This window comes from Pseudomonas sp. YL2, from assembly GCF_023063025.1.
GTDB lineage: Bacteria > Pseudomonadota > Gammaproteobacteria > Pseudomonadales > Pseudomonadaceae > Aquipseudomonas > Aquipseudomonas putida_A.
The window spans coordinates 23698-39021 of record NZ_JAJSLU010000021.1; the positions used below are offsets into that span (position 1 = coordinate 23698).

Here is a 15324-nt window from a genome sequence, read left to right on the forward strand (position 1 = left end):
TACCAATTGAATCAAAACATCCGCCCCCCGCACCATTCGCTCCACAAAACCAATAACAACAGGTTCGATACCATGCTCCCGCGCCCTGTCCCGTCCGGCTGATCGCCGCCGCTTCATCCCTGATTCTGCAAGCTCGTGCCCGCCCCGAAATGGCGGCAACGGCTCTGTTCGACCTAAAAAAATAACAAGAGACCCTGCGATGACTCATCCCACTGCGCCGTACGCACTCCCCGGCCTGATCGCCCTGGCCCTGACCGGCGTCGCCCTCCCCGCCGCAGCCGAAGAAGCCGGTTTCGTCGAAGGTGCCAAGGTCAACCTCAACCTGCGCAACTTCTACATCAACCGCAACTTCACCAACCCGACCAAGGCTCAGGGCAAGGCTGAAGAGTGGACGCAGAACTTCATCCTCGACGCCAAATCCGGCTTCACCCAAGGCACCGTTGGCTTCGGCATGGACGTGCTCGGCCTGTACTCGGTGAAACTCGATGGCGGCAAAGGCACCGGTGGCACGCAACTGCTGCCGCTGGATCACGACGGACGGCCGGCGGACAACTTCGGTCGCACCAACGTCGCGTTCAAGGCCAAGCTGTCGCAGACCGAAATCAAGGTCGGCGAATGGATGCCGGTGCTGCCGATCCTGCGTTCGGACGACGGCCGTTCGCTGCCGCAAACCTTCCGTGGCGGGCAGATCACTTCGAAGGAAATCAACGGGCTGACCCTGTATGGCGGGCAGTTCCGCGCCAACAGCCCGCGCGACGACAGCAGCATGAGCGACATGTCGATGACCGGCAAAGCGGCGTTCACCTCTGATCGCTTCAACTTTCAGGGCGGCGAATACCAGTTCAACGAAAAACGCACACAGATCGGTCTGTGGAACGCCGAACTCAAGGACATCTACAGCCAGCAATACGTCAATCTGATTCACAGCCAGCCACTCGGCGACTGGACGCTGGGCGCCAACCTCGGCTTTTTCTACGGCAAGGACGACGGCAGCGCCCGCGCCGGCGAACTCGACAACAAGACCTGGTCGGGGATGTTCTCGGCCCGCTACGGCGGCAACACCTTCTACGTCGGCCTGCAGAAACTTACCGGCGACAGCGCCTGGATGCGCGTCAACGGCACCAGCGGCGGCACCCTGGCCAACGACAGTTACAACGCAAGCTACGACAACGCTCAGGAACGCTCCTGGCAGGTGCGCCACGACTACAACTTCGCCGCCCTGGGCATCCCCGGCCTGACCCTGATGAACCGCTACATCAGCGGCGACAACGTGCACACCGGAACCATCACCGACGGCAAGGAATGGGGCCGCGAATCGGAACTGGGCTACACCGTGCAGAGCGGCGCCCTGCGCGACCTCAACGTGCGCTGGCGCAACTCGACCATGCGCCGCGATTTCAGCAACAACGAGTTCGACGAAAACCGTCTGATCATCAGCTATCCGATCAGCCTGCTCTGAACCCGCACGCCGGCGCTGCACAAGCGGCGCCGGCATCAACCACTGGTCAGCCCGGACTGGCGATTTGTCGAGGCGCAGATACAGTCAACAGAGTGTGTAAATTCTCCAGCCTGCTGTAGGAGCCCTTAGTTTTCTTCCGTTATCTCCGGATGCTGTACGCGAAGCTGCCTTGGCCACGGAGGTCAGGTATGAGCAAGCGAATAGTTATCGTCGGTGGCGGTGTAGGTGGAACCATGCTGGCCAATCAACTGGTCGGCAAGCTGTATCCCGAAGTTCTACGCGGCGACGTCTCGATTACATTGCTGTCCAGTTCTCCCGATCATTACTACAAACCTGCGTTCATGTACGTGGCGTTCAGCCAGTTCTTCGAAGAAGAACTCAAACGTCCGGAACGCTCATTGTTGCGCCCGGAAATCAGTTTCCACGTTGAAGAAGTCACCCGTTTCGACTTTCCCGGGCAGCAATTGCGCACCCGTACCGGCAAGCGCTTCGACTATGATTTTCTGGTGATCGCCACCGGCTGCGTGCCGGCGCCGGAACGCATCGCGGGTCTGCAAGAAGCCGGCGACCACTTCTATCAATACCTTCCTGCCCGGCAGCTGGCGCAACGCCTGAACAGCATCGAAAAAGGCCGGATTTTCATTACCGTGTCCTTCCCGCAGACACCGAACGTACCGCACCAATGCGGAATCGCGCCCGTGGAAACGACATTGATGCTGGATGATTTATTGCGTCGCCGGGGTGTTCGCGAGCAAGTGGAAATCATCTACACCTACCCGACGGTTGCCCAGCTATTGCGCAATTGTCTGTTCTTGCAGCGTCCCACGGGTGAAATTCTGCCGAGCATTTTTGCCCGGAAAAACATTCAATTTCAGCGCGGCTTCACCCTGAGCCATGTGGATCCTGATGCAAAAATCGCCTACTCAATCGAGGGCGATGCGCAACCCTTCGACATTCTGATGGCTACTCCACCCATCCAGGCCGTCGAGCTGGTGCGTGGGTGCGGCATCTCACACGCCGCCAATGATGAAGGATGGCTCCCGACCAATCACGAAACGCTGCAGGTCTACGGTCTGGAGAATGTCTACGTGATCGGCGACACCGTCGACCTGCCGGTCAGCAAGGCCGGCGGCGCCTGTCATAACCAGGCGCCGGTGATCGCCAACAACATCACGGCCCAGATCCGTCTTGGCGCACCCAACTCGGTATACGACGGGCGGGTACAGGCGGTAGCCCAAATGGGCCTGAATGCCGGGATGCCACTGTGGTACGACTACGCCCACGATGTATTGCCGACACCCCCGACCAAATTGGGCGGTCTGCTCAGAAACGGTTTCAATCGCGGTCTTTACTGGGCGGTGGCCCGGGGAATGCTTTGACCCTGCACAGGGAGGAGTGATTGCTCATGAACATGCCCAAGGAAATGTCAGCCACGCCCGGGTTCACTGCACTGATGGCGAAACTGCAGCCGTTAATCGATGGCGGACGCCTGGAGAATATTGTCGACCTGCTTTCCCTGGTTTCCGATATTGCCGATCTGCTCGACGCGGCCATGGTGGAAAAACTCGCGCAATTGTTCGAGAGCAGCACAGCCGCCACCTGGACAGTCAGTAATGCAGTGCGCGTAGCCAAAGCCGAAGTATCGGCACAGTCAGCGGCGCCGGGGACTCTGGCGTTGCTCAAACTGCTGAATGAACAGGACACACGCAAAGGCGTGGCCGTTGTCCTGAAAACCCTCAACGTCATTGGACGACAACTGTAATCCGCCAGAGAGGACCTCCTCATGAGCGCCAAACTCGAAACGGCAGGGAACGCCTGCACCCACTGGGACGCCAAGGCGTACCAGCAGTTTTCCCGTCTCAGGCAACGCCCGGTCAACGAATTGCTCGACCGTATCGATCTGCACGACCCCAGACGAATTTATGACCTGGGCTGCGGCACCGGCATCGCCACTCAACTGCTGGCCGAGCGCTGGCCGCGTGCGCAGTTGCTGGGTGTCGACAGCTCGCGGCAGATGCTTGATCAGGCCCGGTGCCTGCCGATCAACGCCCAATGGCAAGAGTGCGACCTGCTCGACTGGCAACCCGAACAACCGGCCGATCTGCTGCTCGCGGCGGCGGTGCTGCATTTCATTGGCGATCATCAACACCTGCTGCCGCGCCTGCTGGGGTATCTGCGCCCGGGCGGCTGTCTGGCGGTGCACATGCCGGACTGGCGCGAGGCCTTGTGGTATCGATTGATGCTCGACACCCTCGACGACGCGGGACCGGGACACACCCCCATCGGCACACCGCAACTGCGCCAGTGCATGGCTGCGCGGTCATTGTTGACACTGGAGGACTATTACCGCGTGCTGGCGCCGCTGACCACGTCGCTGGAGATCTGGGAAACCGAGCAATTGCAGGTGGTTGGCGGCAAATCGCCGGTGTACGACTGGGTGAAGGTCTCGGCGCTGCGGCCGGTGATGCAGACGCTGACGTCTCAGGAACAGGCGCGGTTTATCTATCGCTTCCTGATGCGGGTGCATAAACATTACCCGCCGGAGAAAAACGGGCAGACGCTGTTTCCGTTCAAGCGGATTTTCATTGTCGCCAGGATCTGAGTGCCTGTGCTGATTGATGCATCACGGCGCCTGCCGCTTTCGCGAGCAAGCCCGCTCCCACAGGGAAATGCATTCCCAATGTGGGAGTGGATTTTCATTGTCGCCAGCGTTTGAGTACCTGTGCTGATTGATGCATCACGGCGTCTGCCGCTTTCGCGAGCAAGCCCGCTCCCACAGGGAAATGCATTCTAAATGTGGGAGCGGGCTTGCTCGCGAAGGCGTCAGTTCAGGCACCATCACTCCCGGGATTCGACTCCCAGCTCATCCCACACCGACTCCGCCAGATGAAACGTGGCATTCGCCGCCGGGATCCCGCAATAAATCGCGCTCTGCATGATCACTTCCTTGATCTCGCTCCTGCTCACACCGTTGTTGGCCGCCGCACGCAGATGCAATTTCAGCTCGGCCTCGCGGTTCATCCCGATCAGCATGGCGATGGTGATCAGGCTGCGCGTGTGCCGTGGCAGGCCCGGGCGGGTCCAGATGTCGCCCCAGGCGTGACGCGTGATCATCTCCTGGAATTCCGAGTTGAACTCGGTCAGCGCATTCAGGCTGCGGTCGACGTGAGCATCGCCCAATACCGCGCGGCGGACTTGCAGGCCTTCGTCGTAACGTTGTTTCTCGTCCACAAAAACTTCCTCACTGAGCGTTCAGAAACGCCAACACACGATCACTGAAAGCGGCACCGGCCTGCACGTTGGACAGGTGCGCGGCATAGAACTCGGCGTACTCGGCGCCGCGCACATGCTCTTGAATGAAATGCCCGCCAGACGGTGGCGTCACCGCATCTTCGGTACCCGCGATCACCAACAACGGCAGGTTGATCGAGGCCAGTTGCTCACGGAAATCGGCATCGCGCACTGCCGCGCAATTAGCCGCATAACCTTCAGGCGAAGTCGCCGCGAGCATGTCGGTGATCTTCTTCGCCGCGGCCGGATTGGCCGCGGAAAAATCCGGGGTAAACCACCGGGCAATCGACGCATCACGCAGTGCGACCATCGCTGCCGGGCCATCACGCAGCACGGTTTCGATGCGCGGGTTCCACACCGATGGATCACCGATCTTCGCGGCGGTGTTGCACACGATCAACTTGTGCAGACGATGACCGGCATTGATCCCCAGCCACTGGCCGATCAAGCCACCCATCGACAGTCCGCAGAAATGCGCACGCTCGATGTGCAGCGCATCCAGCAGACTCAGCACGTCGCGGCCCAGTTGCTCGATGCTGTAAGGCCCCGGCGTCACCAGCGACTGGCCGTGACCACGGGTGTCGAAACGCAGCACCCGGAAATGCTCGGTGAATGCCGGCATCTGCGCGTCCCACATGTGCAGGTCGGTGCCCAGCGAGTTGGACAGCACCAGCACCGGCGCATCGACCGGGCCTTCAATAACGTAATGCAGTTCGCCATCGGCGAGTTGAACGAAAGCCACAGCCCTCTCCTTTCAGACAGACAATGCGTTGTGTTCGGCCACTGCGCGCTCGACCCAGGCTTGCGCCTGGCCGAGGTAATGCGCGGGGTCGAGCAGATGATCGAGTTCGGTGCTGCTCAGTTCGGCGGTCACTTGCGGCACGTCGCCGAGTACCGCACGCAGGTGGCGCTGTTCGGCCACCGCGCGTTTGCAACATTGTTCGAGCAGGTGATGCGCGGTGTCGCGGCCGACCCGCTGCGCGAGGACGATGCTCACCGCTTCGGCCAGAACCAGCCCTTGGGTCAATTCGAGGTTGCGCGCCATGCGCTCGGCATCGACCTCCAGACCATCGGCCAGCAAGCGCGCTTGATGCAGCGCACCGGACACCAGGCAGCATATCTCCGGCAGGGTTTCCCATTCGGCATGCCACAGCCCGAGGCTGCGTTCATGCTCCTGAGGCATGGCGCTGAACAGCGTCGAAACCAGCCCTGGCACCCGCGTCGCCGCGCCGATCAACACCGCCGCGCCGACCGGATTGCGCTTGTGCGGCATGGTCGACGAACCGCCCTTGCCCGGCGCCGACGGCTCGAACACTTCCGCCGCTTCGGTCTGCATCAACAGACTGACGTCGCGCCCGAGTTTGCCGAGGCTGCCGGCGATCAAACCGAGCACCGCGCCGAACTCGACGATGCGATCCCGCTGGGTGTGCCACGGTTGCTCAGGCAAAGTCAGTTGCAGCTCTTCGGCCAGCGCCTGAGCGATCGGCAATGCTTGCTCGCCGAGCGCCGCGAGGGTGCCGGAAGCACCGCCGAATTGCAGCACCAGCAGCCGCGGCTTGAGTTCGCGCAGACGCTGACGGCTGCGGGTTACCGCGCCGAGCCAACCGGCAATCTTCATCCCGAGGGTGACGGGCGTGGCGTGCTGCAGCCAGGTGCGCCCGGCCAATGGCGTCGCCGCATGCCGCTGCGCTTGGGTGGCGAGCGAATCGGCCAGCGCTGCCAGATCGCTTTCAATCAGCTCCAGCGCCTGCCGCAATTGCAGGACCAGCCCGGAATCCATCACGTCCTGACTGGTGGCGCCCAGATGCACATAGCGCTCGGCCTCGGCACTGCTTGCGGCGATCTGCTTGCCCAACGCCTTGACCAGTGGAATCGCCGAGTTGCCGGCCGTGGCAATCGCCTCGCCCAGCGCCGCGAAGTCATACAGACCGGCATTGCAAGCGGCGGCAATCGGCGCCACGGCAGACGCCGGAATCACCCCGACCCGCGCCTCGGCCCGGGCCAGCGCCGCTTCGAAATCGAGCATGGCCTGCACCCGGCCCTGATCGCAGAACACCTCGCGCATGTCGCGGGCCGTGAAGTAGGCATCGAACAATTGATTGCCCGGTCGCTGAGTCATAAACAGTCCTTGCCGGCGCGGGCCAATGCGGCCCGCGCACATCGGTTTACAGATCGTGGTGCAAGTACGCCGCCTGTTTCGGCAGGCGCAGGCTGAACAGGAACGCCACCGCCATCATCACCGTGACGTACCAGTAGAACGCGTTTTCCATGCCCCCGGCTTTCAGGCTCAGGGCCACGTATTCCGCCGAACCGCCGAAGATCGCGTTGGCCACCGCGTAGGCCAGACCGACGCCGAGGGCGCGGACTTCCGGCGGGAACATTTCGGCTTTCACCAGGCCGCTGATCGAGGTGTAGAAACTGACAATCGCCAGCGCCACGGTGATCAGCACGAAGGCCAGCACCGGGCTGCTGATGCTTTTCAGACTCAACAGGATCGGCACGGTGAACAGCGTGCCGAGCGCGCCGAACCAGAGCATCGAATTACGTCGGCCGATCTTGTCGGCGAGCATGCCGAACAGCGGCTGCATGCACATGTACAGGAACAGCGCGCCGGTCATGATGTAGCTGGCGGTCTTGGCGTGCATGCCGGCGGTGTTCACCAGGTACTTCTGCATGTACGTGGTGAAGGTGTAGAAAATCAGCGAGCCACCGGCGGTGTAACCGAGCACGGTGATGAACGCGGCTTTGTGATCACGGAACAGCGCGCGGATGCTGCCGGCGTCCTTGTTCTCGCGCATTTCCTTGCTGGTGGTTTCTTTCAGGGAGCGACGCAGGAACAGCGAAATCACCGCCGCCACCGCACCGACCACAAACGGAATCCGCCAACCGTAAGCACGCAGTTCATCTTCACTGAGGAACTGTTGCAGGATCACCACCAGCGACACCGCCAGCAGTTGCCCGCCAATCAGCGTCACGTACTGGAACGAGGCAAAAAAGCCGCGCTGGCCCTTGAGCGCGACTTCACTCATGTAGGTGGCGGTGGTGCCATATTCGCCACCCACCGACAGGCCTTGCAACAGCCGCGCGAACAGCAACAGCAGCGGAGCCCAGACGCCGATGCTGGCGTAAGTCGGCAGACAGGCGATGAGCAGGGAGCCGAAGCACATCATCAGCACCGAAATCATCATCGAGGTCTTGCGGCCCTTCTTGTCCGCCAGCCGCCCGAAAATCCAGCCGCCAATCGGGCGCATCAGAAACCCGGCAGCGAACACCCCGGCCGTGTTGACCAGTTGCACCGTGGGGTTGTCGGAGGGGAAAAACGCCGGGGCGAAATAGATCGCGCAGAAGGCGTAGACGTAGAAGTCGAACCATTCGACGAGGTTGCCGGACGAGGCACCGACAATGGCGAAGATGCGCTTGCTGCGCTCCTCGCCGGTGTAATGAGCGGTGGTAGTTGTCATTGTTTTTTACTCTGAAGGGACAGGTGAGAGTCTAGACACACTTCGCAACAGTCCCGTTCCACAGTTTCATCTGCAACACAGTTCCCTTGTAGGAGTGAGCCTGCTCGCGATTGCGGTTTGTCATTCAGCCCTTATTCGTCTGATCCACCGCTATCGCGAGCAGGCTCACTCCTACAAGGTTTTGGGGTGTACTTCAATAATCGAAGAACACCGTCTCCGCCTCAGTGCCCTGCAAAATCACATTCCACTGATAAACCCCCGCCGCATCCGGCTTCGCCAGCAACGTCCCGCGACGCTCCGCCGGCACACATTCGAGCAGCGGATCATTGACGTTCGCCGGGTCGCCTTCGAAGTAGATCCGCGTCAGCAAGTGCTTGACCAGACCACGGGCAAACACCAGCACCACCAGATGCGGCGCCTGGGTCGAGCCCTTCAGGCCTTCAACCGTGCCCGGTTTGATCGTGGTGAAACGGAAGCGCCCTTCGGCGTCCACCGGCACCCGGCCAAAACCTTCGAAATGCGGGTCCAGCGGTTTGTCCTGCTCGTCTTCCGGATGCGCGTACTTGCCTGCGGCGTTGGCCTGCCAGACTTCGAGCATCGCGTCGTTGACCACATCGCCGTTGCCGTCAACGACTTGGCCGGTGATCGCCACGCGCTCGCCGAGGGTTTGTTCGACGGTGAGGTTTTCGCGGTTCAGCCAGGTCAGGCCGATGTGGTAGTACGGCCCGACGGTGTGGGACGTGGTGGCAGTCAGCGTCATCTTATTTCTCCATCGGCGTGGCGTCGCGGCCGCGCAAGACGATGTCCCAGCGATAGCCGAGGGCGTAGGACGGAATGGTTTTTTCCAGATCGAAAGCGGCGATCAGACGCTCCTTGGCGGAGGTGTCCGGCACGCAGTTGTAGATCGGGTCGTAGGCCAGCAGCGGGTCGCCGGGGAAATACATCTGCGTCACCAGACGGGTGAGGATGCTCGGCCCGAACAGCGAGAAATGGATGTGCGCCGGGCGCCACGCGTTGTGGTGGTTACCCCACGGATAGGCGCCGGGCTTGATGGTCTGGAACTGATACCAGCCATCGGCGTCGGTCACGGTGCGGCCGGTGCCGGTGAAGTTCGGGTCCAGCGGTGCGTCGTGCAGGTCGCGCTTGTGGTTGTAGCGACCGGCGGCGTTGGCCTGCCAGATCTCCACCAGAATCCCCGGCACCGGCAAACCGTTTTCGTCGAGCACACGGCCGTGAATGATGATGCGCTCGCCCAACGGCTCGCCGTCGTGCTGCGCGGTCAGGTCGTTGTCTTTCTCGGCGACGCGTTCGGCACCGATGGTCGGGCCGGTGATCTCCGACAACGAATGCGGCAGAAACACCAACGGCTTGGACGGCGAGCGCAGGTTGGTGGATTGATACGTCGGGTGCAGGTATTCAGGCTGGGTGCCTTCCTGCGGACGACGGTAGCCAGGCTTGTCAGTCATTTCGCTTTCCTCAGTTCTTATCAGTCGACGCGCTGCGTCAGACGCGTTCGATGGCCAGGGCCAGACCCTGCCCGACGCCGACGCACATGGTCGCCAGACCTTTCTTGCCGCCGGTCTTTTCCAGCTGATGCAGCGCCGTCAGCACCAGTCGCGCCCCGCTCATGCCCAACGGGTGGCCCAAAGCAATAGCGCCACCGTTCGGGTTGACCTGCGGCGCATCGTCCGCCAGACCCAACTCACGCAGCACCGCCAGGCCTTGGCTGGCGAAGGCTTCGTTGAGTTCGATCACATCGAAATCGCTGACCGCCACGCCGAGACGCTCGATCAGTTTGCGCACCGCCGGCACCGGGCCGATGCCCATCACCCTAGGTGCAACACCGGCGCTGGCCATACCCAGCACTTTGGCCCGTGCTGTCAGGCCGTGTTTTTTCACCGCTTCCGCCGACGCGAGAATCAGCGCGGCAGCACCGTCGTTGACCCCGGACGCGTTGCCGGCGGTGACAGTCTTGTCCGGGCCGTTGACCGGTTTGAGTTTGGTCAGCGCTTCAAGCGTGGTGTCGGCGCGTGGATGCTCGTCCTGGCTGACCACGATTTCGCCCTTCTTGTGGGCGATCCGTACTTCGACGATCTCCTCGGCGAAATAGCCCGCCGCTTGTGCAGCAGCCGTGCGTTGCTGACTGCGCAGGGCGAAAGCGTCCTGATCGGCACGCGACACTTTATAGTCGTCGGCGACGTTGTCGGCGGTTTGCGGCATCGCATCGACGCCGTACTGGGCTTTCATCAGCGGGTTGATGAAACGCCAGCCAATGGTGGTGTCTTCCAGTTTCATGTTGCGCGAGAACGCTGCGTCCGCCTTGCCCATCACGAACGGCGCGCGGGACATCGACTCGACGCCGCCGGCAATCGCCAGCTCCATCTCGCCGCTGGCAATCGCACGGAAAGCAGTGCCGATCGCGTCCATGCCCGAAGCGCAGAGACGGTTGAGGGTCACGCCCGGCACGCTGTCCGGCAGACCCGCCAGCAGCAGCGCCATGCGCGCCACGTTGCGGTTGTCTTCACCAGCCTGGTTGGCGCAGCCGAGGAACACTTCGTCGATCGCGTTCCAGTCCACCGAAGGATTGCGTTCCATCAGCGCCTTGATCGGCACGGCGGCCAGGTCATCGGCACGGACGGCGGACAAACCGCCGCCAAAACGGCCGATGGGGGTACGAATCGCGTCGCAGATATACACGTCACGCATCATGCTTCTCCCGGTGCCTGACCGTGGGCGGCGGCGGTGCGCGCTTCGAGATCGCGCAGTGCAGTGAGTTCGACCTCGGTCGGTGCCGCCGTGGTTTCAACGTTGTCGGCAAAGCGGATCGCCCAACCGGTGGCGGCGACCACTTGCTCGCGGGTCACGCCTGGATGCAGGGCGGTGACCACGAATTCGTGGGTGCCCTGCTCCGGTTCCATGATGCACAGGTCGGTAATGATCCCGACCGGGCCAGCACCCGGCAGGCCCAGACGCTTGCGCGAATCGCCGCCCTCGCCATGACCGACCGAGGTAATGAAGTCGAGCTTGTCGACGAACGAACGCGCCGACTGCTTGAGGATGATCAACACGCTCTTCGCCGAACCGGCGATCTCCGGCGCGCCACCGGCACCCGGCAAACGTACTTTCGGCGCGTGGTAATCGCCGACCACAGTGGTGTTGATGTTGCCGAAACGGTCGACCTGCGCCGCGCCGAGAAAACCGACGTCGATGCGCCCGCCTTGCAGCCAGTAGCGAAAAATCTCACCGGTCGGCACGACGGTGTCGGCGGTTTCCGCCAGTTCACCATCACCGATCGACAGCGGCAGCACGCTCGGCTTGGCGCCAATCGGACCCGATTCGTAGATCAGCACCACGTCCGGCGACGAAGTCAGGCGCGCAAGGTTGGCGGCTTTCGACGGCAGGCCGATGCCGACGAAGCACACCGAGCCGTTCTTCAGGCGACGGGCCGCCGCGACGGTCATCATTTCATTGGTGGTGTAAGTCATTACTTGGCCTCCGAAGCAGCGGCCAACTTGGCCTGAAACTCGCTGAAGTCAGCGCAGCCATGGATGTATTCGTTGATCCACGCGGTAAACGTCTCACGGTCGCGGGCGATCGGATCCCACGCCTGATAGAAGCGATTGTCACGCTCGGTGTAACCGTGGGCGTAGGATGGATGCGCGCCGCCGGGTACGTGGCAGACCGCGCTCAAGGCCCAGGTCGGCAGCACGCAAGCGTTCATCGGGGCGTTGAGGTTGTCGACGATTTCCTCGACGGTGACGATGCAGCGCTTGGCCGCCAGTGCCGCTTCTTTCTGCACGCCGAGAATGCCCCACAGCAGCACGTTGCCCTGACGGTCGGCTTTCTGCGCGTGGATCACGGTGACGTCCGGACGCACCGACGGCACGGCCGCCAGCACTTCACCGGTGAACGGGCAGGTCACGGACTTGATCAGCGGGTTGACCTTCGGCAGGTCGGAACCGGCGTAGGCCCGCAGCACGGCGAACGGCAGGCCGGAAGCGCCGGCGACGTAGGCGTTGGCCAGGTCGGCGTGGCTGTGCTCTTCGATTTCCAGGGCATGCGGCCACTGCTTCTCGACCGCATCGCGCAGACGGTGCAGCGAACCCACACCCGGATTGCCGCCCCAGGAAAAGATCAGCTTGCGTGCACAACCGGCACCGATCAGTTGGTCGTAGATCAGGTCAGGCGTCATCCGCACCAGGGTCAGATCTTTCTTGCCCTGCCGAATGATTTCATGACCTGCGGCTGTCGGAATCAGGTGAGTGAAGCCTTCGAGCGCGACGGTGTCGCCGTCGTTGACGAATTGCTTCACCGCGTCGTGCAGCGAAAGGATCTCAGCCATGGAGCAGGCTCCCGTTTTTGTAGTGAATCGCCAGTGATAAAAAGGCGCGAGGTTCAGCGCCGGAGTCACTGAAGATTAAGCCGCTGAAAATCGCCAAACAATCCGATAATCGACTGAGTGTTCGTTTATCGAACGGATTGTTATCACCCTATCAATCACAAGCAAAAGCTTCGCGAGCAAGCCCGCTCCCACATTTGCAATGTGTTTTCCCTGTGGGAGCGGGCTTGCTCGCGAAGGCGTCGGAACATTCAACGCAAATCAAAATGACTCGACTCAAGTCGCATCCGCATGACTCACCATGCCTTTGATCACCACCGCCGTCGTCGCCAACGCCGCCGGAATCACCAGCGCCGTCAGCACCTGCTCAAAATTCCAGCCCAACCCCAGCAACGTCGCGCCCATCCACGCCCCGAGAATCGCGCCAAAGCGGCCAATCCCGAGCATCCACGAGACCCCGGTCGCGCGCCCCTGAGTCGGATAAAACCGCGCCGCCAATGAAGGCATCGCCGATTGCGCGCCGTTGACGCACATCCCGGCCACCAACACCAAGGTCGCGAGCAGCGTGATGTTGCCCAGGCTCTGCCCCACCGCATAGGCAAACACCCCGGCCAACAGATAGAACGTGCCGATGACCTTGTGCGGATTGAAGCGGTCCATCGCCCAACCCACAGCGACCGCACTCAACACCCCGCCAAACTGGAACAACGCGCCAATGAACGCCGCCTGCTCCATGCTCGCGCCGCTGTCACGCATCAGGGTCGGCAGCCAACTGGTCAGCAGATAAACGATGACCAGGCCCATGAAGTAGGTCAGCCACAGCAGCAAGGTACCGACGCTGTAGGTGCCGGAGAAAATCACCGCGAACACGTTGCGCGCCTTGACGGTTTTCTGTTCCGGCACGCTGAAACTCGAGGCCTGCGCGACGGTGACCGGATCGATTGGCGACAAGGTCTTGCGTACTTTGTCGGTGCCGCGATTGCGCACCACCAGAAAACGCGCCGACTCCGGCAGCCAGAACAGCAGCACCACCGCGAGGATCAGCGGCAGGATCCCGCCGATCAGCAGCAGGCTGTGCCAGCCGAACGCCGGGATCAGCTTCGCCGAAATGAAACCGCCACCGGCCATGCCAAGGTTGAAGCCGCAGAACATGCTGGTCACCAGCAAGGATTTCTTGCGCTCCGGGGTGTATTCCGAGAGCAGCGTGGTGGCGTTGGGCATGCCGGCGCCCAGACCGAGGCCGGTGAGGAAGCGCAACACCAGCAGTTGCTCGACGTTGGTGCTGTAGGCCGAGGCCAGGCTGAAAGCGCCGAACAGCAGCACCGCGCCAACCAGCACCACTTTGCGTCCGAAGCGGTCAGCCAGCGGGCCGGAACCCAGTGCGCCGAAGACCATGCCGATCAACGCGGCGCTCATTACCGGGCCAAGGCTGGCGCGGTCGATGCCCCAGTCCTGGGACAGTGCCGGCGCGATAAAACCCATCGCCGCGGTGTCGAGACCATCGAGAAATACAATCAGGAAACACAGAATCACCACCCGCCACTGATAGCGCGAGATCGGTTGGGCATTGATGAAGGTCTGCACGTCGAGGCAGTTACCTACAGCGGACTGAGGCTGGTTCATTATTTTTATTCCACGCAAAAAACGCAGTCGAACGGCGGCCGGCCAGAGAGCGGCACGGTCACAAGAATAGAAGATCGAAATCAGGCGTTGCGGTGAATCCGGCAACAGGGAATGGAGCTGAGACAGTCGGGGAGCATGCGCATGGTGAGTTGCCTCTTGTCATTATTATGGGAGTCGACAATCCGGCAGGCTCATTCGAATCTGCGCCGGATGACGCTGCCGCGACATTAATGATCCGGGGCTTTTAGCGTCAATTCGATAAACGCAACACTGTGCGTTTATCGAACAGCTTCATCAGGCGAACAACTGCGCGCTGAGGTCGCGGCTGGCACTGAGCAGGCCCGGCAGGAAGCGTTGTTCCAGTTCGGTACGGCTGACGCGGCCGGCGTGGGTGCTGACATTAAGCGCCGCCACCACCTGGCCCGACGCATCGTAAACCGGCACGGCAATCGAACGCAGGCCTTGTTCGAGTTCCTGATCGACGATGCACCATCCCTGCTGCCGTACTTCCTGCAGGCATTCGAGCAGACTTTCGGGGGTGTGCAGCGTGCGGCTGGTCTTGGCCACCAGTTCGGCATGGTCGAGGTATTCGCGCAGCGAGGTGTCGTCCAGCGCCGCCAGCAGGATGCGGCCCATCGATGTGCAATAGGCCGGCAGACGCCCGCCCACCGACAGATCCACCGAGATCAACCGCTGCGTGGTCGCCGAACGGGCGATGTACAGAATGTCGTCACCTTCGAGCGTGGCCATGTTGCAGGCTTCGTGCAGTTGCTCGCTCATGCGGTCGAGATACGGCTGGGCCGACACCGCCAGCGGCGTCGACGACAGATACGCGTGCCCGAGAGTCAGCACTTTGGGCAGCAACGAGTAAGTACGGCCATCAGTGGTGGCGTAACCCAGTTTGATCAGTGTGTGCAGGCAACGGCGCACGGCAGCGCGGGGAATTTCCGTGCGATGGCTGATCTGGGCGATGGTCAGGTGCCGCTTGCGCTCCTGAAACGCCTGCACCACCGCCAGGCCACGGGCCAGCGAGGTCATGAAATCCGGATCGCCGGTCAGCGCCTGGATGCGTTTGGCCGGCGAAGCGACGATCGGCGGCGCCACGGAGGTGAAGGAGTTGCGCATTTGATCGTTCATTTCTTGTCCTTGTT

15 protein-coding genes are annotated in these 15324 nt (G+C 61.8%); 4 read left to right on the forward strand and 11 right to left on the reverse strand.

The window, feature by feature from the left end; translation table 11 throughout:
- Nucleotides 1-199 precede the first annotated feature (199 nt).
- From LVD08_RS24070 to LVD08_RS24085, 4 genes are all read left to right on the forward strand, one after another.
- Nucleotides 200-1459 carry an OprD family porin gene (locus LVD08_RS24070; RefSeq protein ID WP_247269429.1) on the forward strand — a complete coding sequence of 420 codons (1260 nt, stop codon included), beginning with the start codon at nt 200-202 and terminating at the stop codon, nt 1457-1459.
- Nucleotides 1460-1647: 188 nt separating this feature from the next.
- Nucleotides 1648-2838 (forward strand): NAD(P)/FAD-dependent oxidoreductase, encoded by a 1191-nt coding sequence (locus tag LVD08_RS24075; RefSeq protein WP_247269430.1) that lies wholly within the window; start codon nt 1648-1650, stop codon nt 2836-2838.
- Nucleotides 2839-2864: 26 nt separating this feature from the next.
- The gene (locus LVD08_RS24080; protein ID WP_247269431.1) at nt 2865-3221 is read left to right on the forward strand and encodes a hypothetical protein; all 357 of its coding nucleotides are present in this window, start codon (nt 2865-2867) and stop codon (nt 3219-3221) included.
- 21 nt (nt 3222-3242) lie between these two features.
- Nucleotides 3243-4061, forward strand: coding sequence for a methyltransferase domain-containing protein (locus LVD08_RS24085; protein ID WP_247269432.1), 819 nt, complete (start codon nt 3243-3245; stop codon nt 4059-4061).
- Nucleotides 4062-4297: 236 nt separating this feature from the next.
- Here the strand turns inward: LVD08_RS24085 and pcaC are convergent, their stop codons facing one another.
- The 11 genes from pcaC to pcaR all read right to left on the reverse strand — a co-directional run bounded on the left by pcaC (nt 4298) and on the right by pcaR (nt 15310).
- Entirely contained in the window at nt 4298-4690 is a 393-nt protein-coding gene (gene pcaC / locus LVD08_RS24090; RefSeq protein WP_027614399.1) for a 4-carboxymuconolactone decarboxylase, read from the reverse strand.
- 10 nt (nt 4691-4700) lie between these two features.
- A complete protein-coding gene (pcaD, locus tag LVD08_RS24095) occupies nt 4701-5492 on the reverse strand; it encodes a 3-oxoadipate enol-lactonase (protein ID WP_103369029.1) in 792 nt (263 codons plus the stop codon).
- A 12-nt stretch (nt 5493-5504) separates the two neighbouring features.
- Nucleotides 5505-6869 carry a 3-carboxy-cis,cis-muconate cycloisomerase gene (locus LVD08_RS24100; protein WP_247269433.1) on the reverse strand — a complete coding sequence of 455 codons (1365 nt, stop codon included), beginning with the start codon at nt 6867-6869 and terminating at the stop codon, nt 5505-5507.
- Nucleotides 6870-6915: 46 nt separating this feature from the next.
- Nucleotides 6916-8211, reverse strand: a complete 1296-nt coding sequence (locus tag LVD08_RS24105; protein ID WP_247269434.1) for an MFS family transporter — start codon at nt 8209-8211, stop codon at nt 6916-6918.
- Nucleotides 8212-8404: 193 nt separating this feature from the next.
- Nucleotides 8405-8971 carry a protocatechuate 3,4-dioxygenase subunit alpha gene (gene pcaG / locus LVD08_RS24110; protein ID WP_007963164.1) on the reverse strand — a complete coding sequence of 189 codons (567 nt, stop codon included), beginning with the start codon at nt 8969-8971 and terminating at the stop codon, nt 8405-8407.
- 1 nt (nt 8972) lies between these two features.
- Nucleotides 8973-9677: a protocatechuate 3,4-dioxygenase subunit beta gene (pcaH, locus tag LVD08_RS24115; protein ID WP_027614394.1), complete on the reverse strand. Its 705-nt coding sequence runs from the start codon at nt 9675-9677 to the stop codon at nt 8973-8975.
- Nucleotides 9678-9714: 37 nt separating this feature from the next.
- Nucleotides 9715-10920, reverse strand: a complete 1206-nt coding sequence (gene pcaF, locus LVD08_RS24120; RefSeq protein ID WP_247269435.1) for a 3-oxoadipyl-CoA thiolase — start codon at nt 10918-10920, stop codon at nt 9715-9717.
- Entirely contained in the window at nt 10917-11696 is a 780-nt protein-coding gene (locus LVD08_RS24125) for a CoA-transferase subunit beta (RefSeq protein ID WP_027614392.1), read from the reverse strand. The genes pcaF and LVD08_RS24125 overlap by 4 nt, the downstream gene beginning before the upstream one ends.
- Nucleotides 11696-12553: a CoA transferase subunit A gene (locus LVD08_RS24130; RefSeq protein ID WP_003222404.1), complete on the reverse strand. Its 858-nt coding sequence runs from the start codon at nt 12551-12553 to the stop codon at nt 11696-11698. Before LVD08_RS24130 ends, LVD08_RS24125 begins: the two co-directional genes overlap by 1 nt.
- A gap of 273 nt (nt 12554-12826) precedes the next feature.
- A complete protein-coding gene (locus LVD08_RS24135; protein WP_027614391.1) occupies nt 12827-14173 on the reverse strand; it encodes an MFS transporter in 1347 nt (448 codons plus the stop codon).
- A gap of 294 nt (nt 14174-14467) precedes the next feature.
- On the reverse strand, nt 14468-15310 hold the full coding sequence (gene pcaR, locus LVD08_RS24140; RefSeq protein WP_007963153.1) for a pca regulon transcriptional regulator PcaR: 843 nt from the start codon (nt 15308-15310) through the stop codon (nt 14468-14470).
- Nucleotides 15311-15324: the final 14 nt, after the last annotated feature.